Here is a 26747-nt window from a genome sequence, read left to right on the forward strand (position 1 = left end):
ACGAGGCGATGGCCATGATCGTGCGCGGCTTCATCGAACCGATCGCCCGGGAACTCCCCATGGAGTATGCCCTCGAACTCAACAAGCTCATTGAAATGGGCATGGAAGGGTCGGTCGGCTAGATGTCCGCGACCGCAATCCTGACTACCGCCATGCCCACTGCCGGGCAGCACGGCATCACCGAGCACTCGGACGGCCGTTTCGGCTACGTTCCGGTGCAGACCCGTTCCGACCGGTTCACGAGCGTGAACGTGGCCGACTTCGGACCCGTCACGGGCCGCGAGGCGGTCTGGAAGCTGTCCCCGGTGAAGAAGTTCACCGATCTGACCACGGGTGCGCTCGACGGGTCGCAGTACCCGGTCGAGTCGATATCCGTTGCCGGCGTCAGTGTCGCCTGGGTCGGTCGGGGGGATTCCCGCATCGGCTCAGCCGGCGCCCCCGAAGAGCGGGCGTCGGCGAATGCATGGTCGAGTTTCGAGAAGGCTCTCGCCATTACGATCAGCGGCGAGGAGGCCAAGGAGATCACGGTTACCCGTGCCCAGCTGGGTTCCGGGCCGCGCGGTGCGCACACGATCATCGAGGCCAAGCCGTTCAGCCGGGCGATCCTGATCCTGTCGAACACGGGCGAGGCTCGGCTGACCGAGAACGTCGAGATCATCCTGGGCGAGTCGGCGAACCTGACGGTGGTGAGCCTGCAGGAATGGGGCGACACGGCCGTGCACCTGACGAACCACTTCGCGACCATCGGCCGCGACGCGCGCCTCAAGCACGTCGTGGTGACCCTGGGCGGCAGCATCGTGCGGGTGAACCCGTCGGTGCGACTGTCCGGGGCCGGTTCGGACACGGAACTGTTGGGGCTGTACTTCGCCGACGCCGGCCAGCACCTCGAGCAGCAGGTGTTCGTCAACCATGCCGCGCCGAACAGTCGCAGCCGGGTGACGTACAAAGGGGCGTTGCAGGGCCAGGGTGCCCGCACCGTGTGGATCGGCGACGTGCTGATCGGGCGGGATGCCGCCGGCACCGACAGCTACGAGCAGAACCGTAACCTTGTGCTCACCGAGGGCACCCGGGCGGACTCGATCCCGAATCTGGAGATCGAGACCGGCGACATCAAGGGCGCCGGGCACGCGAGCGCGACCGGCCGCTTCGACGACGAGCAACTGTTCTACCTGCAGTCGCGAGGCATCACCGAAGACGAGGCCCGGCGCCTCGTCGTGCGCGGCTTCCTCAGCGAAATCGTGCAGCAGATCGGATCCCCGGTGCTCGAAGAGCGCCTCCAGGCGGCCATCGAAGCAGAACTCACCGAGAGCACCCCGGCCTAAGCATCCGGCTCACTCTGGCCGATACATCGGCCACTCCACCCTTTTCACGGCGCGCGCGCCGACGAACGAAAGTGAATTCCATGTCAGTTCTACAGATCATCGACCTGCACGTCAGTGTCGAGACCGACCAGGGCACCAAGCAGATCCTGCACGGGGTGAACCTGACCATCAACGAGGGCGAGATCCACGCCATCATGGGCCCCAACGGCTCCGGCAAGTCCACCCTCGCCTATACGATCGCGGGCCACCCCAAGTACACCGTCGACAGCGGTTCGATCCTGCTCGATGGCGAAGAGGTCACCACGATGACCGTGGACCAGCGCGCCCGCGCCGGGCTGTTCCTGGCCATGCAGTACCCGGTCGAGATCCCCGGCGTGACCGTGACGAACTTCCTCCGCACCGCCAAGACCGCCACCGATGGAGTCGCGCCGCCCATCCGCACCTGGATCAAGGAGGTGCGCGACTCCATGAAGCAGCTCCGGATGGACAAGAGCTTCGCCGAGCGCAACGTGAACGAGGGCTTCTCGGGCGGAGAGAAGAAGCGCAACGAGATCCTCCAGCTCGAACTGCTGAGGCCCCGGTTCGCCGTGCTCGACGAGACCGACTCCGGCCTCGACGTCGACGCGCTCAAGATCGTGTCGGAGGGCGTCAACCGGGCCAAGGAGAACACCGGCCTGGGTCTGCTCCTGATCACCCACTACACCCGCATCCTGCGCTACATCACGCCGGACTTCGTGCACGTCTTCGTCGACGGACGGATCGCCGAACAGGGTGGCCCCGAGCTCGCCGACCGGCTCGAAGACGAGGGCTACGATCGGTACCAGAGCAAGGCGGTGGCGCGTTGAGCCTGGACACGGACACCGCGAAAGCTGCCCCGATCGAGACGGCCGAATCCACCCTGAGCGCGAAGCGATTCGACGACGTCCAGGAGGCCCTCAAGGACGTCATCGACCCAGAACTCGGCATCAACATCGTCGACCTCGGGCTGATCTACGACCTGGGCTGGGACGACGAGAACAACGCCCTGATCATCCACATGACCCTCACGTCGGCCGGCTGCCCGCTGACCGACGTGCTCGAGGAGCAGACCGGCATCGCCCTGGACGGCGTCGTCGATGCGTTCCGCATCAACTGGGTCTGGATGCCGCCGTGGGGCATTGAGAAGATCACCGACGACGGCCGGGAGATGATGAGCGCCCTTGGTTTCACCATCTAACCGGCCGGATCAGCGCCGCACGGGCCCCGCATCGCACCTCCCTCTGAGAGGAGCGGCGCGGTGACCTATGTGATCGCGCTGCCCTGCGTCGATGTGAAGGACCGCGCCTGCGTTGACGAGTGCCCGGTCGACTGCATCTACGAGGGCGACCGCGCCCTCTATATCCATCCGGACGAGTGCATCGACTGCGGCGCCTGCGAGCCGGTCTGCCCGGTCGAGGCAATCTACTACGAGGATGACCTTCCCGAGGAATGGGCCGACTACTACAAGGCCAATGTCGAGTTCTTCGACGACATCGGCTCGCCCGGCGGGGCGGCCAAGTCCGGGGTGTTTCAGAAGGATCACCCGATCATCGCCGCCCTGCCACCGCAGGTGGCGTCCTAGGCGCTCCGGCCGCCGGAACCGCCGCGCCCCGCGAGGAGCGGATGCGGCGGTGCACCGGCTGCATCCCGCGGTGACGACGGCGCACACGTTCGCCGGGTCCATCGATGCCCCTCGACTGGCCTCGGTGGTTCCCCACGCCTCGGCGCGTCGACCCGGCCAACCGGGTTCACATCGGTGCTGATCAGGACAATTCTATCGGGTGACGGCCTCAGTTGGCCGGCCCGGTGCCGGAATTCCCGGCCGTCGAACCGGCCGTCGCACCGGCCGTCGAACCGGCCGTCGCACCGGCCGCGTCAACCGAGGCGACCGCCCGCTCGAGGGCGGCCAGTGAGAGCGCGACGTCGTCGGCATCCGTGGACCAGTTGCTCACCGAGATGCGCAGCACGTCCCGGCCATGCCAGCGCGACCCGGACATCCAGGCCACGCCGCCGTTGAGCAGCGCCGTGGTCACCCGACGGGTGCGCTCGTCGTCACCGAAGCTGACACTGACCTGGGTGAACACCACCTCGTTCAGCACCAGGGCGCCGGGGATGCGCGCGATACCCGCTGCGAGTTCTGCCGCCCGGTCGGCCAGCCGCTCCACGAGGGCGATGGTGCCCGCGCGGCCGAGGGACCGGAGCGCGGCCCACACGGTCACGCCGCGGGCACGTCGAGAGAGCTCCGGCACCTTGTCGAACGGGTCGCCCGGGCCGGAGCTGTCGGTGATGAGGTAGCTGGTGTGCACGCCGAAGGCCGCGCGCACGACGTCGGGCCTGGCCACGATCGCCATGCCGCAGTCGTAGGGAACGTTGAGCGTCTTATGCCCGTCGGTCGCCCAGGAGTCGGCGAGCTCGAGTCCGGCCAGGGCCTCCCGGTAGCGCCGGCTCACCGCCGCCCAGAGACCGAACGCGCCGTCGACGTGCACCCAGGCCCCGCGATCGTGTGCGACGGCGATCGCGTCCGCCATCGGGTCGAACGCGCCGGAGTGCAGATTGCCTGCCTGCAGGCAGACGATGGCCGGGCCGACCGGGACTGCACCGTCGTCCATGGCGGCGGCCAGCGCGTCGGGCCGGATGCGACCCTGCTCGTCGGCGTCGACGAGGATGGGCGCGCCGAGGCCGAGGTAGCGCAGCACCAGGTCGATGACGTCGTGCCGCTCAGCCCCCGCGAACACCCGGATGCGCGGCGCCCCGCTCAGCCCGAGGCCGGCGAGATCCCAGCCGACCCGGTCGAGCACGGCCTGCCTGCCCGCGGCGAGGCCGACGAAGTTGGCCGTGGTCCCGCCGGTCGTGAAGCCCACGTCCGACCTGGGTGGCAGGCGCAGTAGGTCGAGCAGCCACCCTGCGGCGGCCTCCTCCGCCGCGGCGACGGCCGGACTGGCAAATCGCATGCCCGCGTTCTGGTCCCACGCGCTGACCAGCCAGTCGGCCGCAAGCGCCGCCGGGAGGGTTCCCCCGATCACCCAGCCGAAGAAGCGACCGGAGGGCATCGCCATCAGGCCGGGTTCGGCCAGGCGCGCGAGTTCGTCGATGACCTCGGCCGGGTCGGTCGGCTGCTCCGGCAGCGGCGCTGCGAATCCGGCACGCAACTCGTCGGCGGTGCGCGACGGGCCCACCGGGCGGGCGGGAACGGACGCGAGCCACTCCATGGCGTGCACTCTCGCCCGTTGCAGCGCCGCCTCGAAGGCGTCCGGCTGGGCCGACATGGGGCCAGTGTAGCCCCCCGCGGGTCGATCGGGTCGGCTAGTTTTGGAGTGGACGGCCGCGACAGACCGATGACACCCACCGAGGATTCCCCGTGACCCAGCCAGCACACCCGAACGGTACGACCGGTACGACCGGTCCCAGCCGGGTGGCCCCCGGCCTCCTTGCCTGGCGCAACGCCGTTTTCGTGATCTTCTTCCTCAGCGGGCTCAGCCTTGCCACCTGGATGTCGCGGATCCCGGCCGTGCGCGACGGGCTGCGGCTGAGCACCGCCGAGGTCGGCCTCCTCATTTTCGGTCTCTCCGCCGGGTCGGTGTTCGGCCTCGTCGCCGCCGTGTGGATGCTCGGCCGATTCGGCGCGCGACGGTCGATGCTGCAGAGCGCCTCACTCTCGGTCGTCGGGCTGATCCTCGTCGGAGCCGGCTCCAGCCTGCTCACCTCAGCTCCCTTCGTCTTCTTCGGCCTTGCCCTTGTCGGCTTCGGTATCGGCTCGCTCGACGTCGTGATGAATGTGGAGGGCGCGGCGGCGGAGCGCGAGATCGGCAAGACCCTGATGCCGCTGATGCACGCCTGCTTCAGCCTCGGCACCGTGGTCGGGGCCCTCATCGGCGCCGGCGCCTCCCTCGTCGGGCTCCCGGTGCACTGGCACCTGCTCGGGATCGCCATCCTCGTGCTGGCCGCTGCGGTCGTCGCCGTGCCGTACATCCCACTGGTCGACCCGCGCCCCGAGACCGCGGCCGATTCAGCCGCCGGCCCGCAGACCCGGCGCGAACGGTTGCGCCGGAGCCTCACCGTCTGGGCGGACCTGAAGATCCTGCTGATCGGAGTGATCGTGCTCGGGATGACCTTCGCCGAGGGTTCGGCGAACGACTGGCTGGCCCTGGCCTCCGTCGATGGGCATGGCCTCAGCAACACCGAGGGCGCGATCGTCTTCGGAGTGTTCGTGGCGGCAATGACGGTCGGCCGGGTGCTCGGCGGCCCCGTGATCGACCGGTTCGGGCGCGTGCCGGTACTGCGCAGTTGCGCGGTTCTCGGCGGGCTCGGCCTGCTCCTGTTCATCCTGGCGCCCAGCCACGCCCTGATCTATTGCGGCACGGTGCTCTGGGGCCTGGGTGCCTCCCTTGGCTTCCCGGTGGGCATGTCGGCCGCCGCGGACGACACGAAGAATGCCGCCGCGCGGGTGAGCGCGGTGGCCATGATCGGCTATTTCGCGTTCCTGGTCGGCCCCCCGGTGCTCGGGATGCTCGGCCAGGCCTGGGGCATCCTGAGCGCCCTGTTCCTGATCCTCGGGCTGATGGTGCTTGCCGGACTGGCCGCACCGGCCGCGCGCGAAACCCGACACGTCTCCGGTTAGGCTCATCGGGTGCGTCTCGTTATTGCCCAATGCTCCGTTGACTACGCCGGAAGGCTCAGTGCGCATCTGCCGCTGGCCACCCGGCTGCTGATGATCAAGTCCGACGGCAGTGTGCTCGTGCACTCCGACGGTGGCTCGTACAAGCCGCTGAACTGGATGAGCCCGCCGTGCGCCCTCCAGGTCGCCCCGCCCGATGACGACCAGGCGGATGCCGGCGTCACCGAGGTCTGGACGGTCACCCACGCCAAGACCGCAGACCAGCTCATCGTCAGCATCTACGAGGTGCTGCACGACTCGGCCCACGAGCTGGGAATCGACCCGGGGCTGATCAAGGACGGCGTCGAGGCTCACCTGCAGAAGCTGCTGGCCGAGCACATCCACCTGCTCGGGGACGGCCACACCCTCGTGCGTCGCGAATACATGACGGCGATCGGCCCGGTCGACATCCTCGCCAGGGACGCCGCGGGCGGCTCGGTCGCGGTCGAGCTCAAACGCCGCGGGGACATCGACGGGGTCGAGCAGCTCACCCGGTATCTTGAGCTGATGAACCGGGATCCGCACCTGGCCCCGGTAGCCGGGGTGTTCGCGGCGCAGATCATCAAACCGCAGGCGCGCATGCTCGCCGAGGACCGCGGCATCCGTTGCCTGGTGCTCGACTACGACGCCATGCGCGGTCTCGACGACACCCAGTCCAAGCTGTTCTAGGCCCGAAGCGGGCCGCCGAACGCCGGGCCGCCACACACGGCACAAGGGGCTGGCGGCCACGGCGAAACAGGAATGCGCTCCATTTTTTACTTTACGGTGCAGGAGTTTGCGGCCATTCCGCCTAGGATGGGCGAGTGAATTCGACACTGACGCGCACCTGGAGCGCCATCCTCTTTGACCTCGACGGAACGATCACCGACTCCGCCCCGGCCATCACCAACTCCCTGGCCCGCACCTTCGCCCTCCTCGGCCGCCCGGTTCCGCCGGCAGCGGAACTCCTCGCCTACGTCGGCCCGCCCCTGCTCGCGGCCTTCCGTGAATACGCCGGGATGACGCCCGATGAGGCCCTCGAGGCCCTCGCCGTCTACCGGGCCGACTACCAGGGTGAGCATATGCTCGACACCGCCGTGTACCCCGGCGTGGCCGGCCTGCTCGAGCGCATCCACGAGGCGAAGATCCCGATGGCCCTGGCCACGAGCAAGCCCGAACACAGCGCCATCACGATCCTCGAACACTTCGACCTCGCTAAATACTTCACGGTCATGGTCGGCGCGTCCGACACGGAAACGCGAAGCTCCAAGGCCGACATCGTGGAGGAGGCCCTGACCCGCCTCGGCGCCGTCGGCGCCAACCTTGCGGCCCCGGTCATGGTCGGCGACCGTAGCTACGACGCTGAGGGTGCCGCCGCCCACGGCGTTCCCACCATCCTCGTCGAGTGGGGCTACGGCTCCCCCGCCGAGGCCGCCGCCGCGACCGCCACGGTCTACTCGGTCGACCAGCTCGGCAGGCTCCTGCTCGGCTGATCCACCCGACACACGAAAACGCACGAGGTGCCTTCCTTCCGGCGGCGCCTCGTGCGTTTCCTGTGTCGGCGGCTTCATGCCGCCGAGACATGCCGCCCCTGACCCAGATGATCTGGCTCAGATGATCTGGCTCAGATGATCTGGCTCAGATGATCGCCGCACGCAGGGCCCGGGCCGCGGCCGCCGGATCCTCCGCACCGTAGATCGCGCCGCCCGCGACGGCAACGGATGCGCCGGCCCGCTGCACGGAGGCGATGGTGGCAATGCTCACACCGCCCGCCAGCGAGAACGGCACCCGGGCCGTCTCGCCCTGGTTGAGCAGTGTCGCCAGGGAGAAGCCGGGCTCGGCCTGCTCGTCGAGGCCGGCATGCATCTCAACGAACGCGGCGCCGAGTTCGGTGACCTCCCGGGCGCGGGTCACCTTGTCGGCGACCCCGATCAGGTCGACGACGACTCCCTTGCCGTGCTTCTTAGCCGCTGCGACCGCCCCGGCGATGGTGCTGTCACCGGCCGCCCCGAGCACGGTCACCAGGTCGGCGCCGGCCGTGAACGCCAGGTCTGCCTCGAGTTCTCCGGCATCCATGGTCTTGAGGTCGGCGAAGACCGTCTTATCCGGGTGCGCCGCCTTGATGGCGGTCACGGCGCGCAGGCCTTCCGCCTTGATCAGCGGGGTGCCGAGTTCGATGATGTCCACGTGCGGCGCGACCTGTGCGGCCAGCGCGAGGGCCGCATCCGTGGTGACCACGTCCATGGCTACTTGAAGCTTCATGTTGTTCTTCTCTCTGTTTCGGTTGGATTGACTGGATTCGTCGGGGAGACGGGGTGGTCTGGGAGGGCGAGGCTGGTCAGGGCTATTCGAGGTTGGCGTGGCGCGGCCACAGCTCCTCGGCCGATGCGCCGGATGCCTTCCACAAGCCGTGGAAAATGGCGTCGCCGATGACCACGACACTCTGCTCGAACAGGCCACCGGAGTACTGGGCCGAGACCTGCCCGTCGTGGTCCTGCTTCCGGGCGGCAGGAACCACGACCGTCACCTTGGCCAGGCCGCCGAGCGGCGAGCCGAGATCCGTGGTGATCGCCACGATCCCGGCGCCGGCCGCCGCCGCAGCCTCGGCCGCACGCACGATCGCACCGGTGCTGCCCGAGCCGCTGGCCACCAGCAGCACGTCGCCGGGGCCGATCGCCGGCGCCGTCGTCTCGCCCACCACGTGCACCCGGAGTCCCAGGTGCATGAGGCGCATCGCGGTCATCTTCAGTGCGAGGCCCGACCGGCCGACCCCGAAGACGAAGACGCTCCGGGCGGCCAGCAGCCGTGCGGCGGCCGAGTCGAGGGTTGCCTCGGCATCTGCCAGCAGCCGAAGGATGACGGCGGCGTTCTCGGCAGCGATGAGTTCGAGGGCGGGCAGGATCGAGGGGGTGGGTTCGGGGCGCGAGACTGTGGCGCGTGAAGGCATACCTCATCGTGCGCCGTTCCGGGCAGGCGTGCGGCCCACCAAACGGACGGCAGACCTACCCATCCGGGTAGGTTTACCCGGATTCAGCGAGTCAGGCACGGGAATGGATAGGCTGGATTCGTGAATCCACTTCTCCAACCCCATTCGATCGAATTGCTCGAGCGCGTCGACCTGGTGCTCTCGAGCCCGCTCCTCGGCATGGCGGCGAGCCTCTCCGAACTGGTGCGCCCCCTCCTCACCCACAGCGCGCTGGTGATCTTCACCGAAGACTGCACCGGGCGGCCACAGAAGAAGGCCGGAGACGACGGGATCACGGACCGGGTGTCGATCGCGGAACTGGATACGCTGCGTGGCTCGATGCCGGAGGGCTCCGCGCCCCTCTGGCTGCCCGGCGCGACCATCGGCTCCGAGGTGCGCCCGGTGGCGGTCTGGCTCGCCGCCACGGGCGCGCTGCTCGTGCTCACCGACCCCGAGCCGGGTCCGGAATCCGAGTGGGCCGGGGCGCCCGCCCGACCTGGCACCGTGTCGGAGGACGGGCCGGAGAGTGGGCCGGCCCGGTCCATCGCCGTGATCGGGCAATTGTGGGAGCTCGTCGCCGCCGGCATCCGTCGCCAGGTGGCCGCGGCGCCGCCCGCCTATCTCTTCGACTCGCGGGCCGCATCCGCTGAGCGGGCCAGGGTGATCGCCGATCTCACCGACGCACACGCGACCACGCTGGAGTCGCTCCTCGCCGTGCTCCGCGCCCGCGACGCCAGCGCGGAAGCGGCGCGCCAGAACGCGATCGACGTGACGGCAAAGGCCATGGTACGACTACGGGCGGTCTCCGACCGCGACCGGTCCCTGTCGGAGGAACCGGTCGCTCAGGCCTTCGAACGGTTGCGTGACGATCTGCGGCCGCTGGTGCGTTTCGGCGACCTGGACGTGCAGTTCATTGAGCCCCCGCTCAACGGCCGCGCGCTCCCCGGCGAGGTTGCCCACGCCGGGCGAGCCATCGTGCGCGGTGCCGTGCTCGCCCTGATCGATCAGGAGGGGGTCGGCCGGGTGCGGGTGCAGTGGGACTGCGACGGCAGCAACCTGCTCATCCGCGTCCGGGACGACGGGCCGGGCGATCTCACCACCGACGTTCCCAGTGTGAGCCGGCTGGCCGGCCGGGTTGCCGCGCTCAGCGGCAGCCTCGAAGTGGAGGCCACCGCCGGGTGGGGCTCCGAGATGGTGGTGACCCTCCCGCTGGACGCGCCGGTCGCCGCGCTGGCCCCGGCCGCCGAATGGGGCCTCAGCCCCCGCGAACAGGGTGTGCTGGAACTGGTCGCCTCCGGTGCGCGCAACCGCGCTATCGCCGAGGCGCTGTTGATCAGCGAGAACACCGTCAAGTTCCACGTGGCAAACCTGCTTCGCAAGGTGGGTGCCTCCACGCGGGCGGAGCTCGCCTCGCTCGCTCGCTGAGCGCATCCGCTCTCCCGACCCGAGCCGAGCCGAGCCGAGCCGAGGCGGAGTGCACGCCGAACCAGGCACCGTGCGAAAATTGGCACGCCGGAAGCCGGATTGATCGAAGGGACCTCGCGATGGACGCACACGAGTGGGACGACCGCTACCGGCAGGCGCGGGAGGGCCATGACGCGAGGCTCTGGTCGGCGGTGCCGGCGCAACTCGTGCAGGACACCGTGGCGCCCTGGCAGCCGGGGCGCGCGCTCGATCTGGCCACCGGCGACGGCCGCAACGCGATCTGGCTGGCCGGCCGGGGCTGGCAGGTCACCGGGCTGGACTTCTCCGCCGAGGCCATAGCCCAGGCCGGGGAGCACGCGCGGGCCGCGGGCGTCCACGTGGACTGGCTGGTCGCGGATGCCACAACCTGGCAACCCGAGGGACGCTTCGACCTGGTCACGGTGATGTACCTGCACCTTCCGGAGGTGCTGTTCCGCACCCTGCTGGCCAGGATGCTGGGCTGGCTCACCCCCGGCGGTCACCTGCTCGTCCTCGGCCACGACCGGGCCAACATCGGCGTCGGCGGCCCCGGCCCCGGCAACCCCGACATTCTCTACACGCCCGAGCTACTCTCCTCGATTGTGGGACCGGAGCGAGTCCTGCGTTGCGAAACCGTCAGCCGGGACCTGGCCACCGACCCTGAGTCCCCCGCGGACACCGGCGGAGTGGCCCTCGACACCGTTCTGGTCGCCAGGGCCTGAGGTCTCGCCAGAATTACCCCATAGGGTATATTGGGAGGCACAGAGCAAGGGAGCACATGATGTCCACTCTTCAGTTCCTCGGGTCGACCGCCGGTCGCTGGGCACGCATCATCGCCGGCCTCACCCTCGTCGCCCTCACCGTGGTCCTCGGCGGCTGGTGGTGGATCCTGGCCGTGCTCGGCGCCGTGTTCATCGCCGCGGGTTCGTTCGATTTCTGCCTGCTCGCGCCGCTCTTCGGCAAGCCGTTGCAGGGACCCGACTTCCGGAAAACCCACACATCCTGAACCCGGACCGGCCCGCGACCGGCGGGGTGCCGGTCGCACCGCCGACCACGCCGCCGAGCACGCCGCCGGACCACAGCCCGCTGCAGCGCTCGGTGGTGCGGGTTCTCGTCATCGGCCAGGTCCTCGGCGGCATCGGCATGGGTGCCACGCTCTCCCTGGGCGCCCTGCTGGCCGCCCAGCTCTCCGGTTCCAGCGCCTGGTCCGGCATGGCTGCCACCATGAGCACGCTCGGCGCGGCCCTTGTCGCCGTGCCGCTGTCCAGGCTCGCCCAGGCCCGCGGCCGGCGCCGTTCCCTGGCGGCCGGGTCGCTCATCGCCGGGGCCGGAGCCGTTCTGGCCATCACTTCGGTGGCCGTCGACGCGTTCCCGCTGCTGCTCCTGGCCCTCATGCTCCTCGGCGCGGGGTCGGCCACCAACCTTCAGGCCCGGTTTGCCGCAACAGACCTGGCCAGCGTGCGGTTTCGCGCACGCGACCTCTCGATCGTCGTCTGGTCCACCACCGCCGGCGCGGTGCTCGGCCCGAACCTGTTCGGCCCCGGCGAGGTGGTCGGCGCTTCCCTGGGCCTCCCGCCGTTGACCGGAGCGTTCGCCTTCTCCCTGCTGGCCACGGTCGGCGCCGCCGCCGTCTATTCGGTTGGCCTCCGGCCCGACCCGCTGCTCACGGCCCTGGCTGTGCACACGAGCGGCTCCGCAGGCAGGCGCCGGATCGGCGGGCTGGCCATCATCCGGGCCAACCCGCCTGCCCGGTTCGCCGTCTGCGTGATCGCCCTCAGCCATGCCACGATGGTGGCCCTCATGTCGATGGCCCCCGTGCACCTGCGCGACCACGGCGCCACGCTCACCCTCGTCGGGCTCACGATCAGCCTGCACGTGGCCGGAATGTACGCCCTCTCCCCCGTCTTCGGCGCCCTCGCCGACCGGGTCGGACGGATGCCGGTGATTCTCACCGGCCAGGCGCTGCTGTTGGCCGCGCTGACCCTGTTCTGGCTGAACGGCGACTCCCCGGTGGCCATGACTGCGGGGCTGATCCTGCTGGGGCTCGGCTGGTCGGCATCCGTCGTCGCCGGCTCCGCGCTTATCGCCGAGGCCGTCGAGGTGCACGATCGCGCCCCCCTGCAGGGCTTCTCCGACCTCTCGATGAACGCGGCCGGGGCGCTCGGCGGCGCCATGGCCGGCCCGATCCTCTCGGCGGCCGGCTATTCGGGCTTGGGCCTGGTCACCATGCTCCTGGTTGCCGTGATCGTGGTCTGGTCCGCGCTGCGACTCGCGGCGGCACAGCGCTCCGGATAGCCTCCCGTGCTGAGGCCGTCAGTGCACGCCTGCCCCTGGCCTACCGTTGCCCAGGCTGTGACCCGGCAGCGACCGTCTGAATCGTAAAATGATCGAGATTCGGCATCGCGCGCTGCAGATGACGCTCGGCCTCGTTGGCCACCAGCCCTGCCGCAGACAGCAGGGTATCGGCGACCACGACGCGCGCCTCACCTCGAAGTCGGTGACCAACCCATCTCAAACGGATACCGGAAACCTCCACCACCCCGGGGGCCTCCGCCAGTGCCGACCGCGCCCGGTCCACGAGCTCCGGTTCGATACCATCCATGAGTCGCCGACCGATGCTCCGCACCGTTCCCGAGAGCAAAACGATGATCGCCGCGGAGATCAGGAGGCCGACAATCGGGTCGGCCAACGGGAATCCGAGCATGACGCCGAGCGCACCTGCGACCACGGCCAGGGACGTGAAGCCGTCAATCCGTGCGTGAACGCCGTCGGCGACGAGGGCCGCCGATCCGATTTGCTGCCCGACGCGGATGCGATAGACCGCGACCAGTTCGTTGCCCGCAAAACCGATCAGGCCGGCGGCGAGCACCCACCACAGGTTGTGCAACGGCGCAGGGTTGAAGAGCCGGTCGATCGACTGCCATGCTGCCACGACGGCGGATAGGGCGACCACCCCGACTATGAAGAGTCCGGCGAGGTCCTCGGCCCGCCCGTAACCGTAGGTGTATCGGCGGGACGCGATGCGACGGCCGAGGATGAACGCGATCCACAACGGAATCGCGGTCAGGGCGTCGGAGAAGTTGTGGATGGTGTCGGCGAGCAAAGCCACCGAGCCGCTGACGAGCACGACGGCGAGCTGCAGGACGGTGGTGCCGAGGAGGATGAACAGGCTGATTTTGACCGCGCGGATGCCTTGGGTACTGGCCTCCAACGCGTCATCGATCGAGTCAGCGGCGTCGTGGCTGTGAGGCACGAATAGTCCGTAGAAGAATCCCTTGACGCCGGTGGGGTGCGCGTGGCCAGCGCCATGGCCGTCCTCGTGGTCGTGCCCGTGGTCGTGCTCGTGCCCGTGGTCGTGCTCGTGCCCGTGCCCGTGGTCGTGCCCGTGGTCGTGCTCGTGCCCGTGCCCGTGGTCGTGCTCGTGCCCGTGCCCGCGGGTGTGGGCGTCGCCGGGAAGGCCATTATCGGGGGAATGCAGGTGTGGCGCGCTCATGCGCTGGCCTCGTTCTGGGTGTGGTGATGGCGCGGAGTGCCCCCGAGGGAGTGCTCCGCCTGGAAGATCGCATCCGACACGAGTTGACTCGCGTGCTCGTTTTCCAAACGGTAGAACACCCGGGTCGCTTCATGGCGCGTGGTTACCATCCGCGCCAGACGCAGCTTGGCCAAATGTTGGGAGACGGCCGCGGGCGACTTGGTGATGGCATCTGCGAGTTGATTCACGGAAAGCTCTCCGTCGCGCAGGGCAAGGACGATCCGCACCCGGGTGGGGTCTGCCAGCATGGCGAAGACTTCAACAGCCAACTCGACGAATTGACTATCGGGCGCACGGCCACACATCTCATTATCTGCATCCATGCGCAGATTATTGCACATTCGGTTCGCGCGTCGCTGATCGGACGCGAACGTCGTTCGCCCGCGCGGAGTAATGTTTGCTGGTGATCAAATCTCGCGTAGGGTCCGCCGGCATCCGCACCTGGATGCTCAAGGGCCTTGTCAACCAGCGGGGCGAGCACGTGGGTCCCCACGCCGCCACGGCCGAGAAGACGCATTCCTGGTGGCGGGTGATGTGCCTGACCGGGGTCGACTACTTCTCCACCCTCGGCTACCAGCCGGCCATCGCGGCCCTCGCGGCCGGTCTGCTGTCGCCGATCGCGACCATCGTGCTGGTCGCCTTGACTCTTCTGGGTGCCCTGCCGGTGTATCGACGGGTCGCGCAGGAGAGCTTCCACGGGTCTGGTTCGATCCAGATGCTGGAACGCCTGTTGCCCTGGTGGGCCGGCAAGCTCTTCGTGCTCGCCCTGCTCGGGTTCGCCGCCACGGACTTCATGATCACGATCACCCTGTCGGCGGCCGACGCCACGGCCCACGCGATCGAGAACCCATTCGCTCCCGCCTGGATGCACGGTCAGGAGGTGCTGGTCACCCTGCTGCTGGTCGCGCTGCTCGGCATCGTCTTCCTCCGCGGCTTCAAGGAGGCCATCGGCATCGCCGTCGTGCTGGTTGCGGTCTACCTATTCCTCAATCTCGTCGTGATCATTGTGGCCATCGGACACGTCGCTGGGCATGCTGCCCTGATTACGGACTGGTGGGCAGCACTCACTGCGCAACATGGTAATCCGCTCGTCATGGTCGGAATTGCCCTGATCGTGTTCCCGAAGCTGGCGCTGGGCCTGTCCGGCTTCGAGACCGGGGTTGCCGTGATGCCGCAGGTGACCGGCGACTCAAGCGACACCGAGGAGGACCCCGTCGGCCGGATCCGCGGCACCAAACGCCTGCTCACCACGGCGGCGCTCATCATGAGCGCCTTCCTGATCACCTCGAGCGTCGTCACGACCCTGCTGATCCCGCAGAAGGACTTCCAGCCCGGCGGACCGGCCAACGGTCGCGCCCTCGCGTATCTCGCACACGAATACCTCGGACCGGTTTTCGGATCCGTCTACGACATCAGTACCATCTGCATTCTGTGGTTTGCCGGCGCGTCGGCGATGGCCGGCCTGCTCAACCTTGTTCCCCGCTACCTGCCGCGCTACGGGATGGCGCCCCAGTGGGCCAGGGCCGTCCGCCCACTCGTCCTGATCTTCATCGGCATCGCCTTCCTCATCACGGTGGTCTTCCAGGCGAACGTCGACGCCCAGGGCGGCGCGTACGCCACCGGGGTGCTCGTGCTGATGACGTCCGCCTCCGTCGCCGTAACCCTCTCGGCCTGGCACAAGCAGCAGCGCTGGCGCACCCTCGGATTCGGCGTCACCGCCCTGATCCTGACCTACACGACGGTCGCCAACGTCTTTGAACGCCCGGATGGCGTCCGGATCGCCGGACTCTTCATCCTCGCCATCATGACCACCTCGATCCTCTCCCGCGTGCGGCGTTCCTTCGAGCTGCGGGCGACCTCCGTCGTGCTGGATTCCAACGCGCTGGACTTCGTCATGTCGGATGCCGAGGAGTACGACGTCATCCGGATCATCTCGCACGAGCCCGATGAGGATACCGAGGCCGAGTACCGGAACAAGAGCCGCGACGAACGACGCTTCGGCCACATCCCGCCCGGGTCACCGATCATGTTCCTCGAGGTGCACCCATCCGACTCCTCCGATTTCGAGGAGGACCTGCTCGTGCGCGGAGTCGCCAAGCACGGGTACCGTGTGCTCCAGGTCACGAGCGGGAACGTACCGAACACGATCGCCGCCGTGCTGCTGGAGATCCGCGACCAGACCGGCCTGATCCCGGAGATCTACTTCGAATGGACCCAGGGCAACCCGATCTCCAACATGTTCAAGTTCCTGTTCACCGGACTCGGCGAAATCGCCCCCGTCACTCGCGAGGTGTTGCGCGAATCGGAACCCAACGCCAAACGGCGACCGCACATCCACGTCAGTTGATGAATTAGGGCGCGCGTGCCCGGCTCAGCCCGCGACGGGTACCGCCCGGTCGGCACCGTGGGGCCGTGGGGCCGTGGCCAGCGCCTGGTGGACGTCCCCGCCGCAGATTCCCGCGCCGCAGCACAGGCCCGGTTCGGAGATCTGGATGTTGGCCCTTGGGCACCGACTGCCGGTCCGGCATCCGTGGAGACGACCTGTCAGTGCTGTCGGTGAATCCTCCATATCGATGAACATCAATATTTGGCTCATTCGGCGGGGAGTACTCGCAATGCCCGCCGGTCGGTGGCACGATCGGACTGGTCGGCACCCAGCCGCGCCGAAAGGGAGCAGATCATGAGCGCTAGTCACCCGGCGCGCGTGATCGTGGGCGTCGCCCCGGGCCAACCGGATGCCGTCGTGTTGCAGGCGGCCGTATTCGCCGCCCATTTCGCGGCGGAGCTGATCTGCGCCTGGGTCGATGCCGGCCGTTTTATGGTCTCCGAGCACCCCGACGGCAGCATGTCCACCCTGTCGTTCGACCCGGACAACACGGACCTGGCCGACGAGGGTTTCCACCCGGGGCTGCGCGCCCACCTGGAGGCGCTGCTCGAAGGGAGCGGCGTGGCCTGGAGCACGCGGGCCCTGGCTGGCGACCCTGCCCTGGCCCTCGGCCATCTCGCCGAGACGTTGGGGGCGTCGCTGATCATTGTCGGCACGCGGGAATCCAGCGTCCGTGGCGGCCTCCAAGCGTTCTTCTCCGGTTCGATTGCCGTGCGCCTGGCCCACCGCCAGCACCGCCCGGTGGTGATGATCCCGCTCGCCCCCGTTCCCTTCGACGAACGGCTCCCCTGGGAAATGCGCTGAACAGAACTGGGCTGAACTGGGACTCAGGCGAGGACCCTCGGGCCCGCGTCCCGGGTTCCAGCGAGTGTCGGTGGCTACTGGGACCCTGCCGCCATGAATACGACTCAGCCCCACATCGACGAAATCCTCCAGGTGTTCTTCGACCATGAGCTCGCGGGGCGCGCCGGTCCTGTCACCCGTCAGCGCATCACGCGTGCGTACCAGCGGATGCTGGACTGCCTGGAAACCGAAGCGGACGTCATCCTGGTCGCCGACGACCGCGTGCTGCTCGCCGCCGAGCGCGAGATCGAGCCCCAGGGGGCCATGGTTCCGCACCATGCACGCCGAGGACCTGCTCTTCGGGCTCGGTCTGTTCCTGCGCGAGCCATGGCTCGATCACGGCACCCAGGAGCCTCAGGACCAGCGGGTACAGCTGCGACTGACCTCCGCGCTGATCGGCATGCTCGTGACGAACCGGCTCATCGACCGCGGCCGTTGGGAGTGCCCGCTAATGGATTTGCACGCTCGCATCCGTTCCGCCTCGAGCCCGCTGTATCCACGACGGATGCCGCGGTCGGCGATCCCGAAGGCGGAAGGGTGGCGCTGAATACACCACCTGGCTTTCCGGGGCCCATCTAAACCGGGGGCGAACTTCTTCGGCTGCTTCAGACGGGAGCACGCGACCTTGGTCCTCTCCTGGCCTGAACGGCAGAGGAACCTGGGTCGGCTCAGATGGTGGCTGGGCTACGCAATCGGTTCTTCGCCGCGTGCTCGATCAGCACGGGAACGTAGTCGCGCACCGGGTTTCCCGCCAGCGCTTCCTGCTGTTCGTGAACGGTCTGCTCGATCCGCACTCGCGGCTCTTCCGGGAACTTTTCGGCCAACCGATCGATGACCTTGGCGACGGCACGGTCTTCCTCTTGGGGGTTCACCTCTCCAGTTTCAGCCCCCGCCCCCATTTGGTCAACTTCCGGACGACGCGCGGGGCCGGTTTGCCCCGGCTTCGACGCTCCGGCCGCGTGGAAGACTGGAGCAACGGGCGCACACCGACGCGCTCGCCCGAAAGGCGAACCATGACCGATGCATCGGAGGCGGCAGACCTCCTCAGCACTCTGCTCGACCAGGAACGCACCATCCAATTCGACTCCTTCGACTTCGGCGACGCCTGGGCGGTGGGCTCCAGGCTGGTGGAGCTCGGCTCTCTACGCGGGCATCCGATCGCCGTGTCGATCACGTTCGGGGACCAGCGCGTCTTCCACGCGGCGCTACCCGGTTCGAGCGCCGACAACGACGCCTGGCTCGAGAGCAAGTTCCGGGTGGTGCGCCGGTTCGCGAACTCCTCGTTCGCGGTGGGCACGCGCTTTCGCTCGCTCGGCCGCGACTTCCGCACGGCCTCGCACCTCGACCCGGCCACCCACGCCGCGCACGGGGGCGCCTTCCCGTTGCGCGTGCGCGGCTCGCTGATCGGCGTGGTCGGCGTCTCCGGCCTGGCCCAGCGCGACGACCACGACCTCGTCGTCGAGGTGCTCGCGGAGCACCGCCTGGCTCAGGGCTGAGCCGCCGCCGTTCACAGCTCCCGCCACGCGGACGGACCATTGCACAATGCGTTAGCCGCTGCTAACGTTTGTTCATGGTCGACCTCCTCGAGGTGGCAACCGAGCCCACCAGGCGCCGGTTGCTCCAACTGCTCGCCCACGGTGAACAGACCGTGACCGAGTTGTCCGGCGAGTTTGCGGTGAGCCGTTCCGCGATCTCCCAGCACCTGCTGCTGCTTGCAGGAGCCGGGCTCGTAGCCGCCCGCAAAGAGGGCCGCAATCGGCATTACCGGCTGGACCAGGCCGGCATGGGACGGCTCCGCCGACTCTTCGACGCCTTCTGGACCAGTGAACTCGACCAGCTTGTGTCCGATGCCCACGCACTTCGTTCGCGCCCACCGCAAGGAGAATCCTGATGCCCTTCGACATGACCGTCTTTCTGCCGCTCGACCCCGACGCCGTGTTCCGGCTGATAACCGAGCCGGAGCGCCTGCGCCGCTGGAAGACCGTGGCCGCGCGGGTGGATCTGCGCGTGGGCGGCGAATATCGGTGGACCATCGTACCGGGTCGTTCCGCGGCCGGCACGTTCACCGAGATTGAGCCGGGCAGGCGGGTCGTGCTCAGCTGGGGCTGGGAAGACTCGTCCGACCTGCCACCCGGATCCTCCACGGTCTCGATCACCCTCGACGCGGTCGAGGGTGGCACCACCGTGCGGCTCGTGCACGACGGTCTCACTGCCGAGCAGGCGGCAAGCCACGCCCAGGGCTGGCAGCACTTCCTCGGCCGCCTGGTCACCCTCGGTGTCGAGGGGGAAGTCGGCCCGGATGAATGGGCCGCTTTCCCCGACCCGATCGACCCGCTGGCCAGCGCGGAGGCCGCCCTCGCCATCGTGCAGCGCGTGCTACGCGGCGTGACCGCGGAGAACGAGGATGCCCCCACGCCCTGCGAGGACTTCACCGTCGCCGGGCTCGTCGCTCACCTTCAGGGCTCGATCGCCCGGATCGGCACGGCGCTCGGGGTGCCTGCGCCCGACGCCACCACCACACCCGCCGCCGCCGCCGCCGCCGAAGTAAGGATCGCCGACATCGCCCAGAAGACCCTCGAGGCCCTCCGGCTCCGCGGGCTGGCCGGAACCCTTGACCTCGGACCCGGCGGCCTTCCCGCGACGACCGTGGCGAACATCCTCAACCTGGAGTTCCTGGTGCACGCCTGGGACCTGGCGACGGCGACCGGGCAGCACCTCGAGGTGGCGCCGGCGCTCTCCGACTACATCCTCGGCCTGGCCCGCCAGATCATCACCGACCCGATGCGCGGCGGCAGTTTCCACACGGCCATCGAAGTCGAGGAATCGGCCGCGAGCCTGCCACGCCTCCTGGCCTTCACCGGCCGCCGGAATCCGGAGTGACTCCCATGGTTGACGTGACAACCGAAGCGATCATCCGCCGCCCCTGCCGGGAAGTCGCGGACTACGCGGCCGACCCCGACAACGCACCGAGCTGGTACTCGAGGATTGACACGGCAGAGTGGCGCAGCCCGCGCCCACTGGCTCCCGGCGCGCGGATAGCCTTCATCGCACGATTCCTCGGCCGCACCCTCGACTACACCTACGAAATCGAGGAATACGTCCCGGGGGAACGCCTCGTGATGCGCACCTCGGAGGGCCCGTTCCCCATGCGAACTGAATACACCTGGGCCGCGGTCGACGCCTCCCGCACCCGGATGACCCTGCGCAACAGCGGCGCGCCGCACGGTTTTTCCCGACTCGTCGCCCCGGTCATGGCGGCCGCGATGCGATTCATCAACCGCGGCGATCTGCGACGGCTGGCCGGCATCCTCGAAGCGGCCGGACCCGGGGCCGAAGCACCGAGCTGACCGACACCCACGAAACAGCACCTAGCCGCCTGGCCGGGTGCACCAACAGGAAGGAAGCACCATGAGCAAGTTCATCTACATCTACAAGGGCCCCGCCACCCCGACGGACCAGTTCACTCCTGAACAGGGTGAGAAGGAGACCGCGGCATGGGGGGCCTGGATGGGTCGGATCGGGTCGGCACTCGTCGAGGGCGGCGCCCCGTTCGCCGGCGGCACCGCCCTCGTCGACGACGGCTCGACCGCAGCGGCGGCCGACCTGACCGGGTACAGCGTCGTCGAGGCCGCCAGCCTCGACGAGGCGAAGGCCCTCGCCGAGGGTCACCCGTTCCTCAGCGAAGGCAAGGGCCGGTTCAGCCTGCAGATCTTCGAACTCGGACAGATGTAACCTCGGATCAAAGTCCGGCCGGCCGGGACGCTGGTCCCGGCCGGCCACCCTCTTCGTCAGGAGGCACCGATGGGCGAGTCTGATCCCCTCGGCAGCGCTCCGCCCGCACGCCAGTGGTCGGCCTGGCGGGTGGTGCTGAACTTCGGCATCGTGAGCCTCGTCGTCGATCTGGCCTCCGATGGCGCGCAGTCGCTCACCGGCCCGCTCCTGGGCCAGCTCGGGGCATCCGCGCTGGTCGTCGGTGTCGTGACGGGTCTGGGCGAGGCCTTCGCGCTCTCCTTCCGACTGATCTCCGGTCCATGGTCGGACCGTACCGGCCGCTACTGGACCTTCACCATTGCCGGTTACGCCCTGACCGCGGTCTGCGTCCCCCTGCTCGCCGTCACCCCATTTGTCGGCGGGACCGGCCTGGTGCTCGCCAGCGCACTGATCCTGGCCGAACGCACCGGCAAGGCGATCCGCAGCCCGGCGAAGACCGTGCTCCTCGCGAACGCCGCCGGCGCCGTCGGGCGGGGCCGAGGCTTCGCCGTGCACAAGTCCCTCGACCAGGCAGGTTCGTTGCTCGGACCGCTGGTCGTCTCCGCCGTGATCGCCGCGACGACCGTGATCTGGCCGGCCTTCGCCGTGCTCGCTGTTCCGGGCGCCGTGGCAATCGGCATCCTCGTCTGGATGCGAACCCGAGTGCCCGACCTCAGCGTGTACGAGGGCAGCCGGGACCGCGCCCCTGTTGCTGCGCCGCCACAGGCAGGCGCGCCGGAAGATTCGGTCGACCCCGGTGACCCGTCCGACCCCGCGGACCGTCCCGCGGCCTTCAAGCTGCCTCGCACGTTCTACCTCTTCGCTGCGACCGTGGGGGTGTCCACGGTCGGGTTGGTCAGCTTCGGCGTGATCTCCTTCCACCTCGTAGACGCCGGAATCCTGCCGCTTGCCGCAGTTCCGCTGGTCTTCGCTGTCGCCATGGGATCGGCCGCCATCGGCGCCCTGGCCAGCGGCTACGCCTATGACAAGCTGGGCACCGGAGTGCTCTTCACCCTGCCCGTGATGATCGCCCTCGTGCCGGGGCTCACCCTCTCGGCCCAGCTCGGCGCCGTCATCGTCGGCGCTGTGCTCTGGGGAATGGCAACCGGAATCCAGGAGTCCACGGTGAAGGCACTGGTCGCCGACCTGGTGCCGAACGGCATGCGCGGCACCGCCTACGGTATTTTCGCCGCGTTCGAGGGAGCGGCGGCACTCGCCGGCGGGGCACTGGCGGGGGCTCTCTACGGCCAGGTCCCGGTGCTGGTCGCCACCGTCGTCGCCCTCCAGGTGGCGGCCTTCGCACTGCTCTGGGCCACGATCCGGCGCCAACACCGGGACGCCGGACTCCTCGCCTGATATTTTCCATAATCCTGCCCGGCGTGGGATTGTGGAACCAAGCCCCCGACCTGGCTCCCTTGGAGTTCCCGTGACCATACCGACGACGCCAACTCCGGACACCGACGACACCGTACGGGTAACGGAGCCGGACGACCGCATCACCCTGCGCTTCATGGCCGTGCCCCAGGACGTGGCGGCCTCGGGCACCACGGTCGCCGCCGGCAGCGTGCTCGAGTGGATCGACAAGGCAGCATATGCCTGCGCTGTGGGTTGGAGTGCCTCGGACACGGTGACGGCGTACGTCGGCAACGTGCACTTCACCCGGCCAATCAAGCCGGGCAACCTCGTCGAGGTACACGCCCGCATCATCCACACGGGCCGCACAAGCATGCACGTGCTCGTCACCGTCGAGACGACGGATGTGCGCGCCAGGGAATACAGTCCGGCAACCCACTGCATCCTCGTCTTCGTCGCCGTCGACGACGCGGGTAAGCCACGGGAGGTGCCCACCTGGATCCCCCACTCGGAGGTGGACCGCTCGTTGCAGCAGAACGCCCAGGCCCGGCTCGAGCCGCGCAAACGCATCCAGTCGATCATGCGCGCAGCGGAATATACCGAGGAGGGCAGCACACCGCGCACCATCTTCCGTTTCCTCGCCGCTCCCGCCGACGCGAACTGGGGCGGCAACGCCCACGGCGGCACCGTCATGCGCTGGATCGACGAGGCCGCCTTCGCCACCGCGGCGGCCTGGAGCTCGGAGTCTGCCGTCGCGGTCTACTCCGGCGGCATCCACTTCTACCGCCCCATCCACATCGGGCACATCGTCGAGGTGGATGCCCGGCTCATCCATACGGGTCATCGCAGCATGCACATCAGCATCCGGGTGCACTCGGGCAGCCCGAGAAACCCGCACGACCTCCAGCTCACCACGGCGTGCATGAGTATCTTCGTGGCGATAGGGGCGGATGGGCACGCGGAACCGGTCACCCCACTCACCCTGATCACTTCAGAGGACAAGGCCCTCGACGAGCAGGCCAGGACGCTCATCGCCCTGCGCGCGCCACTCGCGATGATGCCGGTGGAACTCTTCCGCCGGCCCTAGTCCGCCGGGTTGCTGACGCGGGTCCCTGGCCCGCCGAGGCAGGTCAGGCCGGGGATGCCGGCGAGAGGTGTTCGTGCACGCCGAGCCAGCGACCGCCCTGCAGGGCGAGCACGATCGTCTCCCGTTCGCGCTGGGTCTCCTCGACCCCGTCGGATTCGAGCAGGGTCGTCACGTCGTGGCTGAAAACGGCGACAGTGCCGAGGAGCTGCAGGCGCCGGTTCGCCGAGGTGCAGCCCAGGACGCGGAATCCGTTGGTCTGCTCCCAGTCTCGCCACAACTCTTCGTAGGCGGCGCGCGTTTCAAGCCGCTCCGGGACCGTGTGGAACACGAAGGTGGCCTCAGCTGCGAACCCGGCAAAGTAGGCATCCCGCCGATGGTGTCCGAAGTCATCGATGATCGTGTCCGCCGCGGCAAGGGCCTCGGCCACCAAGCCTGTCCGGTCCAGCTCGTTCGGCATGATCTACCGCGCCCTGCGGACAGCGGCCCTGGCCGCCGTCGAGCCATGGTCGGTGACGACTTCCTGCGCGGCCCCGTCGGTGGCGCGCACGAGACGTGGCCCGCTCGCACCGAAGACGTAGCGCGGTTCGGGGAAGATCCAGAGCGCGCCCAGGTAGAGCACTGCGCCGGCCACGACGGCTGTGACCAGGCTGAGGTCCATGCCGCCACCGATCCCGATGAAAGGGCCGACGATGATGGGCGGATAGTTGGCGAAAAGCAGGCCGATGACGGCGGCGGCTATCCACGCCACCATCCCTCGCCAGTTCACGCCGGAGTTGAACCAGTAGATGCCGCCGATTTCCCCCTTGTTGAAGACCTGGAGGTTTCGGGCGTCGAAGTGGCCGCGGCGCACGACGTAGCCGATCGCCATGATCACCATCCACGGAGTGGTGGTCACGATGATGGCACCGACGAAGGCGTTGACCGCACCGAGGAGGTCGAAGAACAGCCGGCCGGTCAGAATGAACAGGAAGGCGACCACGCCGATTCCGATCGTGGCCTGCACCCGGCTGAAGGTAGGGAACACCGAGGAGAAGTCAAGGCCGGTGCCGTACAGCGAGGTCGTCCCGGTGGACAGTCCGCCGATGAACGCGACCAGCATCAGTAGCACCGCGTACCAGATCGGAGAGGCCTGGATCAGGGCGAAGACGTAGTCCGCCTGTCCGGCGACCAGCGTTGCCGTGGCGACGCCGAACAGGAACGGCACCAGGGTGAGGATCTGGCCGAGGAACGTCGCAAGGAGCAGCTTGCGCGGCGGTGTGCTCTTGGGGATGTACCGGGACCAGTCTCCGAGGAACGCCCCGAACGAGATCGGGTTGCTCATCACGATGAGCGCTGCCGCCACGAAAGTCGGCCAGAAACCGCCCAGTGCCAGCGCGTCGGGTCCGGGGTTGTAGCCGGCGTCGAAGGTTCCGGAGAAGGCGACCACGGCCAGGAGGATCAGTGCCGTGTTGGCGATCACCGCCGTCTTGTTCACGAGCAGCATGAACTGGAAACCGTAGACCACCACCACGATCACGATCACGCCGATCACGCCGTAGACCAGGGTCCGCAGGCCGATCGAGTCGGAGATGCCGGCCAGTCGATTGAGCCCCCCGACGAGGGCGTCGCCGCTCACCCACACCGAAATGGAGTAGAACGCGATCGCGGTGAGGAGCGACAGGAACGACCCGACGACCCGGCCGCGCACGCCGAAGAACGCTCCGGACGATACCGCGTTGTTCGTGCCTGTCTTCGGTCCGAAGAGCCCCATGGGCATCAGGAAAACGGTGCCGACGAGCACGCCGGTCACCGTGGCGAGCACGGCCTGCCAGAACGAAAGCCCGAGTACGATCGGGAACGTGCCGAGCAGGACGGTCGCGAACGTATTCGCTCCGCCGAACTGGATCCTCAGCAGGTCGACCCAGGTGGAGGTGCGGTCGGCAGGCGGAATCGTGTCGATCCCGTGCGTCTCCACCTCGGTGGCCTTCGGGCGGGCATTCAGCACCACCGTGCCGTCGTCGTGGACGGTACCGGTGTTTTCACTCATGTGGACGACCTTCGGGTTTCTCGGATGGCGCTGCGCGGTGGGAGAAGCGGGGGCTCAGAACAAGTTGGGTAGACCCTAGCCGCTTGCTTGTCCCTCATGCAATAGTTCTTGACTATGAAGATAATCAGCGTCGTCGATCTCTCGGTCGCCGTGAACACCGCCACCCAGGTCTACCCGGGCGACCCGGTTCCGCGATTCGAGGTGCACAGCACGATCGAGCGTGACGGCTTCAATCTGCTGAGCGTGAGTATGGGCTCCCAGACCGGCACCCACGTGGACGCGCCGTACCACTTCGACGAATCCGCTCCGAAGCTGGACGCGCTGCCGCTGGGCCGCTTCATCGGGCCGGGCGTCATCGTCGATGCCAGGGACGTCGGAGCGCGGGGACGAATCACCTGGCGGCACATCGAACCCGTCGCTCATCTGCTCGAGCCCGGCTCGATCGTGCTCCTGCACACGGGCTGGAGCACGCACTACGGCACCGACCGGTACTTCGACAATCCCTTTCTCGATGCGAGAGCATGCGCGCGCTTGATCGACCTCGGCATCCGCACGTTCGGGATCGACGCCATCAACATCGACGAAACCCCCGACGAGACGCACCCCGGCGAGGGCTTCCCCGTTCACCACCTCATTGCCGACGTCGCGGGCGTGATCAGCGAGAACCTCACCAACCTGGCCTCGATCGACTTCGCCGGTCCGGTGATTTCGTTGCTACCGATAGCCTTTGAAGCAGCAGACGGCGCCCCGGTCCGGGCAGTCGCGCTGCACCTCGAAATGTAGGGATCTCCATGGCGCGACAGGTTCCAATCGGCGCGCGGCTGCGCGCGGCGCGGCTGGGCAAAGGCCTCACCCTCGAGGCCGTCGCCACCAGCGCCGGTATCACCCAGGGATTCGTCAGCAGGCTGGAACGCGACCAGGTCTCGCCGTCCGTTGCCACCCTGGTGGCCATCTGCGACGCCGTCGGCCTGCGGGTGGGCGAGCTGTTCGAGGCTCCCCCGACCCAGATCGTCCGCGCGGGGCACGGCTCACCGATCAATTTCGGCGGCCGGGGCGCGACCGAGAGCCTGCTGACGCCCGGCAACCAGAACCAGGTCGAGGTCATCCGCTCGGTTATCGATCCCGGCGGCTCGGCCGGCCTCGACCTCTATGTTCTCGACACAGAGATCGAATTCGCCTACATCCTGCACGGCACCCTGATCATCGTGATCGGTGAGGAAACGTTCTCACTGAATGCGGGCGACGCGATGACCTTCCGGGGCCGCGACCCTCACACCTGGCGCAACGCGTCGACCGCGGAGGAGTGCGAAGTGCTCTGGATGCTGGCCCCGGCCCCGTAAGCCGTGCTGAATCGCGGCCAAAGCACCTTCGTCGAGCGCGCGAACGTGT

At 68.4% G+C, this 26747-nt stretch carries 32 protein-coding genes; 24 read left to right on the forward strand and 8 right to left on the reverse strand.

Annotation, left to right across the window (positions count from 1 at the left end):
- The first annotated feature begins 122 nt into the window (after nucleotides 1-122).
- The 4 genes from sufD (at nucleotide 123) to fdxA (ending at nucleotide 2922) form a co-directional block, all read left to right on the forward strand.
- Nucleotides 123-1322, forward strand: coding sequence for a Fe-S cluster assembly protein SufD (gene sufD / locus E3O19_RS05660; protein ID WP_241981222.1), 1200 nt, complete (start codon nucleotides 123-125; stop codon nucleotides 1320-1322).
- Between the two features lie 80 nt (nucleotides 1323-1402).
- Nucleotides 1403-2167, forward strand: a complete 765-nt coding sequence (sufC, locus tag E3O19_RS05665) for a Fe-S cluster assembly ATPase SufC (protein ID WP_134566025.1) — start codon at nucleotides 1403-1405, stop codon at nucleotides 2165-2167.
- 53 nt (nucleotides 2168-2220) lie between these two features.
- Nucleotides 2221-2538, forward strand: coding sequence for a metal-sulfur cluster assembly factor (locus tag E3O19_RS05670; protein ID WP_420898588.1), 318 nt, complete (start codon nucleotides 2221-2223; stop codon nucleotides 2536-2538).
- 60 nt (nucleotides 2539-2598) lie between these two features.
- Entirely contained in the window at nucleotides 2599-2922 is a 324-nt protein-coding gene (fdxA, locus tag E3O19_RS05675) for a ferredoxin (protein WP_134566027.1), read from the forward strand.
- A gap of 208 nt (nucleotides 2923-3130) precedes the next feature.
- On the opposite strand, the gene E3O19_RS05680 is transcribed toward fdxA, so the two are convergent.
- The gene (locus tag E3O19_RS05680) at nucleotides 3131-4606 is read right to left on the reverse strand and encodes a pyridoxal phosphate-dependent decarboxylase family protein (RefSeq protein WP_134566029.1); all 1476 of its coding nucleotides are present in this window, start codon (nucleotides 4604-4606) and stop codon (nucleotides 3131-3133) included.
- Between the two features lie 92 nt (nucleotides 4607-4698).
- Here E3O19_RS05680 and E3O19_RS05685 point away from each other — a divergent pair, with 92 nt between their 5' ends.
- The 3 genes from E3O19_RS05685 to E3O19_RS05695 all read left to right on the forward strand — a co-directional run bounded on the left by E3O19_RS05685 (nucleotide 4699) and on the right by E3O19_RS05695 (nucleotide 7466).
- Complete coding sequence (locus E3O19_RS05685; RefSeq protein ID WP_241981223.1) at nucleotides 4699-5958, forward strand: MFS transporter; 1260 nt, start codon at nucleotides 4699-4701, stop codon at nucleotides 5956-5958.
- A 9-nt stretch (nucleotides 5959-5967) separates the two neighbouring features.
- Nucleotides 5968-6663 (forward strand): endonuclease NucS, encoded by a 696-nt coding sequence (nucS, locus tag E3O19_RS05690; RefSeq protein ID WP_134566031.1) that lies wholly within the window; start codon nucleotides 5968-5970, stop codon nucleotides 6661-6663.
- Between the two features lie 134 nt (nucleotides 6664-6797).
- Nucleotides 6798-7466 carry an HAD hydrolase-like protein gene (locus E3O19_RS05695; RefSeq protein ID WP_241981224.1) on the forward strand — a complete coding sequence of 223 codons (669 nt, stop codon included), beginning with the start codon at nucleotides 6798-6800 and terminating at the stop codon, nucleotides 7464-7466.
- A gap of 145 nt (nucleotides 7467-7611) precedes the next feature.
- Here E3O19_RS05695 and hxlA read toward each other — a convergent pair whose 3' ends face one another.
- Entirely contained in the window at nucleotides 7612-8235 is a 624-nt protein-coding gene (hxlA, locus tag E3O19_RS05700) for a 3-hexulose-6-phosphate synthase (RefSeq protein WP_134566033.1), read from the reverse strand.
- Nucleotides 8236-8317: 82 nt separating this feature from the next.
- Nucleotides 8318-8920 (reverse strand): 6-phospho-3-hexuloisomerase, encoded by a 603-nt coding sequence (gene hxlB, locus E3O19_RS05705; protein ID WP_134566035.1) that lies wholly within the window; start codon nucleotides 8918-8920, stop codon nucleotides 8318-8320.
- Nucleotides 8921-9040: 120 nt separating this feature from the next.
- On the opposite strand from hxlB, the gene E3O19_RS05710 reads away from it, so the two are divergent.
- The 4 genes from E3O19_RS05710 to E3O19_RS05725 all read left to right on the forward strand — a co-directional run bounded on the left by E3O19_RS05710 (nucleotide 9041) and on the right by E3O19_RS05725 (nucleotide 12676).
- Nucleotides 9041-10363: a LuxR C-terminal-related transcriptional regulator gene (locus tag E3O19_RS05710; protein WP_241981225.1), complete on the forward strand. Its 1323-nt coding sequence runs from the start codon at nucleotides 9041-9043 to the stop codon at nucleotides 10361-10363.
- Nucleotides 10364-10482: 119 nt separating this feature from the next.
- On the forward strand, nucleotides 10483-11103 hold the full coding sequence (locus E3O19_RS05715) for a class I SAM-dependent methyltransferase (RefSeq protein WP_134566037.1): 621 nt from the start codon (nucleotides 10483-10485) through the stop codon (nucleotides 11101-11103).
- Between the two features lie 56 nt (nucleotides 11104-11159).
- Complete coding sequence (locus E3O19_RS05720) at nucleotides 11160-11387, forward strand: YgaP family membrane protein (protein ID WP_198413866.1); 228 nt, start codon at nucleotides 11160-11162, stop codon at nucleotides 11385-11387.
- Nucleotides 11388-11413: 26 nt separating this feature from the next.
- On the forward strand, nucleotides 11414-12676 hold the full coding sequence (locus E3O19_RS05725) for an MFS transporter (RefSeq protein WP_241981226.1): 1263 nt from the start codon (nucleotides 11414-11416) through the stop codon (nucleotides 12674-12676).
- Between the two features lie 40 nt (nucleotides 12677-12716).
- Here the strand turns inward: E3O19_RS05725 and E3O19_RS05730 are convergent, their stop codons facing one another.
- On the reverse strand, nucleotides 12717-13634 hold the full coding sequence (locus tag E3O19_RS05730; RefSeq protein WP_174776902.1) for a cation diffusion facilitator family transporter: 918 nt from the start codon (nucleotides 13632-13634) through the stop codon (nucleotides 12717-12719).
- Nucleotides 13635-13676: 42 nt separating this feature from the next.
- On the opposite strand from E3O19_RS05730, the gene E3O19_RS18260 reads away from it, so the two are divergent.
- On the forward strand, nucleotides 13677-13901 hold the full coding sequence (locus E3O19_RS18260) for a hypothetical protein (RefSeq protein ID WP_241981227.1): 225 nt from the start codon (nucleotides 13677-13679) through the stop codon (nucleotides 13899-13901).
- On the opposite strand, the gene E3O19_RS05735 is transcribed toward E3O19_RS18260, so the two are convergent.
- The gene (locus E3O19_RS05735; RefSeq protein ID WP_134566041.1) at nucleotides 13871-14236 is read right to left on the reverse strand and encodes an ArsR/SmtB family transcription factor; all 366 of its coding nucleotides are present in this window, start codon (nucleotides 14234-14236) and stop codon (nucleotides 13871-13873) included. The genes E3O19_RS18260 and E3O19_RS05735 overlap by 31 nt on opposite strands.
- 122 nt (nucleotides 14237-14358) lie before the next feature.
- On the opposite strand from E3O19_RS05735, the gene E3O19_RS05740 reads away from it, so the two are divergent.
- From E3O19_RS05740 to E3O19_RS05750, 3 genes are all read left to right on the forward strand, one after another.
- On the forward strand, nucleotides 14359-16260 hold the full coding sequence (locus E3O19_RS05740) for an APC family permease (protein ID WP_241981230.1): 1902 nt from the start codon (nucleotides 14359-14361) through the stop codon (nucleotides 16258-16260).
- Nucleotides 16261-16593: 333 nt separating this feature from the next.
- Entirely contained in the window at nucleotides 16594-17103 is a 510-nt protein-coding gene (locus E3O19_RS05745) for a universal stress protein (RefSeq protein ID WP_134566044.1), read from the forward strand.
- A 316-nt stretch (nucleotides 17104-17419) separates the two neighbouring features.
- Entirely contained in the window at nucleotides 17420-17689 is a 270-nt protein-coding gene (locus E3O19_RS05750; protein WP_134566046.1) for a hypothetical protein, read from the forward strand.
- Nucleotides 17690-17810: 121 nt separating this feature from the next.
- On the opposite strand, the gene E3O19_RS05755 is transcribed toward E3O19_RS05750, so the two are convergent.
- On the reverse strand, nucleotides 17811-18014 hold the full coding sequence (locus tag E3O19_RS05755; protein ID WP_241981228.1) for a three-helix bundle dimerization domain-containing protein: 204 nt from the start codon (nucleotides 18012-18014) through the stop codon (nucleotides 17811-17813).
- A 141-nt stretch (nucleotides 18015-18155) separates the two neighbouring features.
- Between E3O19_RS05755 and E3O19_RS05760 the strand changes: the two genes are divergently transcribed.
- From E3O19_RS05760 to E3O19_RS05790, 7 genes are all read left to right on the forward strand, one after another.
- The gene (locus E3O19_RS05760; RefSeq protein WP_134566050.1) at nucleotides 18156-18638 is read left to right on the forward strand and encodes a heme-degrading domain-containing protein; all 483 of its coding nucleotides are present in this window, start codon (nucleotides 18156-18158) and stop codon (nucleotides 18636-18638) included.
- 74 nt (nucleotides 18639-18712) lie between these two features.
- Nucleotides 18713-19033, forward strand: coding sequence for an ArsR/SmtB family transcription factor (locus E3O19_RS05765; RefSeq protein ID WP_174776901.1), 321 nt, complete (start codon nucleotides 18713-18715; stop codon nucleotides 19031-19033).
- Complete coding sequence (locus E3O19_RS05770) at nucleotides 19033-20022, forward strand: TIGR03086 family metal-binding protein (protein ID WP_134566053.1); 990 nt, start codon at nucleotides 19033-19035, stop codon at nucleotides 20020-20022. The genes E3O19_RS05765 and E3O19_RS05770 overlap by 1 nt, the downstream gene beginning before the upstream one ends.
- Nucleotides 20023-20027: 5 nt before the next feature.
- A complete protein-coding gene (locus E3O19_RS05775) occupies nucleotides 20028-20489 on the forward strand; it encodes an SRPBCC family protein (protein ID WP_134566055.1) in 462 nt (153 codons plus the stop codon).
- 61 nt (nucleotides 20490-20550) lie between these two features.
- Entirely contained in the window at nucleotides 20551-20874 is a 324-nt protein-coding gene (locus E3O19_RS05780) for a YciI family protein (RefSeq protein WP_134566057.1), read from the forward strand.
- 69 nt (nucleotides 20875-20943) lie between these two features.
- Nucleotides 20944-22248 (forward strand): MFS transporter, encoded by a 1305-nt coding sequence (locus tag E3O19_RS05785; RefSeq protein ID WP_134566059.1) that lies wholly within the window; start codon nucleotides 20944-20946, stop codon nucleotides 22246-22248.
- Between the two features lie 70 nt (nucleotides 22249-22318).
- Entirely contained in the window at nucleotides 22319-23332 is a 1014-nt protein-coding gene (locus tag E3O19_RS05790) for an acyl-CoA thioesterase (protein ID WP_241981229.1), read from the forward strand.
- Nucleotides 23333-23375: 43 nt separating this feature from the next.
- On the opposite strand, the gene E3O19_RS05795 is transcribed toward E3O19_RS05790, so the two are convergent.
- Complete coding sequence (locus E3O19_RS05795) at nucleotides 23376-23789, reverse strand: nuclear transport factor 2 family protein (RefSeq protein ID WP_134566061.1); 414 nt, start codon at nucleotides 23787-23789, stop codon at nucleotides 23376-23378.
- A 3-nt stretch (nucleotides 23790-23792) separates the two neighbouring features.
- Nucleotides 23793-25358, reverse strand: a complete 1566-nt coding sequence (locus tag E3O19_RS05800; protein WP_134566063.1) for a purine-cytosine permease family protein — start codon at nucleotides 25356-25358, stop codon at nucleotides 23793-23795.
- Between the two features lie 114 nt (nucleotides 25359-25472).
- On the opposite strand from E3O19_RS05800, the gene E3O19_RS05805 reads away from it, so the two are divergent.
- Nucleotides 25473-26141: a cyclase family protein gene (locus E3O19_RS05805; protein ID WP_134566065.1), complete on the forward strand. Its 669-nt coding sequence runs from the start codon at nucleotides 25473-25475 to the stop codon at nucleotides 26139-26141.
- Between the two features lie 8 nt (nucleotides 26142-26149).
- A complete protein-coding gene (locus E3O19_RS05810) occupies nucleotides 26150-26698 on the forward strand; it encodes a helix-turn-helix domain-containing protein (protein ID WP_134566067.1) in 549 nt (182 codons plus the stop codon).
- Nucleotides 26699-26747: the final 49 nt, after the last annotated feature.

Source organism: Cryobacterium algoritolerans, assembly GCF_004402785.1.
Lineage (GTDB): Bacteria > Actinomycetota > Actinomycetes > Actinomycetales > Microbacteriaceae > Cryobacterium > Cryobacterium algoritolerans.

Coding starts and splice junctions, on each gene's coding strand:
- E3O19_RS05770 (WP_134566053.1), top strand. CDS start 19,033: ATGCCCTTCGACATGACCGTCTTTCTGCCGCTCGACCCCGACGCCGTG.
- E3O19_RS05740 (WP_241981230.1), top strand. CDS start 14,359: ATGCTCAAGGGCCTTGTCAACCAGCGGGGCGAGCACGTGGGTCCCCAC.
- sufC (WP_134566025.1), top strand. CDS start 1,403: ATGTCAGTTCTACAGATCATCGACCTGCACGTCAGTGTCGAGACCGAC.
- hxlB (WP_134566035.1), bottom strand. CDS start 8,920: ATGCCTTCACGCGCCACAGTCTCGCGCCCCGAACCCACCCCCTCGATC.
- E3O19_RS05745 (WP_134566044.1), top strand. CDS start 16,594: ATGAGCGCTAGTCACCCGGCGCGCGTGATCGTGGGCGTCGCCCCGGGC.
- E3O19_RS05810 (WP_134566067.1), top strand. CDS start 26,150: ATGGCGCGACAGGTTCCAATCGGCGCGCGGCTGCGCGCGGCGCGGCTG.
- hxlA (WP_134566033.1), bottom strand. CDS start 8,235: ATGAAGCTTCAAGTAGCCATGGACGTGGTCACCACGGATGCGGCCCTC.
- E3O19_RS05680 (WP_134566029.1), bottom strand. CDS start 4,606: ATGTCGGCCCAGCCGGACGCCTTCGAGGCGGCGCTGCAACGGGCGAGA.
- E3O19_RS05720 (WP_198413866.1), top strand. CDS start 11,160: ATGATGTCCACTCTTCAGTTCCTCGGGTCGACCGCCGGTCGCTGGGCA.
- E3O19_RS05715 (WP_134566037.1), top strand. CDS start 10,483: ATGGACGCACACGAGTGGGACGACCGCTACCGGCAGGCGCGGGAGGGC.
- E3O19_RS05805 (WP_134566065.1), top strand. CDS start 25,473: ATGAAGATAATCAGCGTCGTCGATCTCTCGGTCGCCGTGAACACCGCC.
- E3O19_RS05750 (WP_134566046.1), top strand. CDS start 17,420: ATGCACGCCGAGGACCTGCTCTTCGGGCTCGGTCTGTTCCTGCGCGAG.
- E3O19_RS05785 (WP_134566059.1), top strand. CDS start 20,944: ATGGGCGAGTCTGATCCCCTCGGCAGCGCTCCGCCCGCACGCCAGTGG.
- sufD (WP_241981222.1), top strand. CDS start 123: ATGTCCGCGACCGCAATCCTGACTACCGCCATGCCCACTGCCGGGCAG.
- E3O19_RS05775 (WP_134566055.1), top strand. CDS start 20,028: ATGGTTGACGTGACAACCGAAGCGATCATCCGCCGCCCCTGCCGGGAA.
- E3O19_RS05735 (WP_134566041.1), bottom strand. CDS start 14,236: ATGGATGCAGATAATGAGATGTGTGGCCGTGCGCCCGATAGTCAATTC.
- E3O19_RS05780 (WP_134566057.1), top strand. CDS start 20,551: ATGAGCAAGTTCATCTACATCTACAAGGGCCCCGCCACCCCGACGGAC.
- E3O19_RS05765 (WP_174776901.1), top strand. CDS start 18,713: ATGGTCGACCTCCTCGAGGTGGCAACCGAGCCCACCAGGCGCCGGTTG.
- E3O19_RS05760 (WP_134566050.1), top strand. CDS start 18,156: ATGACCGATGCATCGGAGGCGGCAGACCTCCTCAGCACTCTGCTCGAC.
- E3O19_RS05795 (WP_134566061.1), bottom strand. CDS start 23,789: ATGCCGAACGAGCTGGACCGGACAGGCTTGGTGGCCGAGGCCCTTGCC.
- E3O19_RS05800 (WP_134566063.1), bottom strand. CDS start 25,358: ATGAGTGAAAACACCGGTACCGTCCACGACGACGGCACGGTGGTGCTG.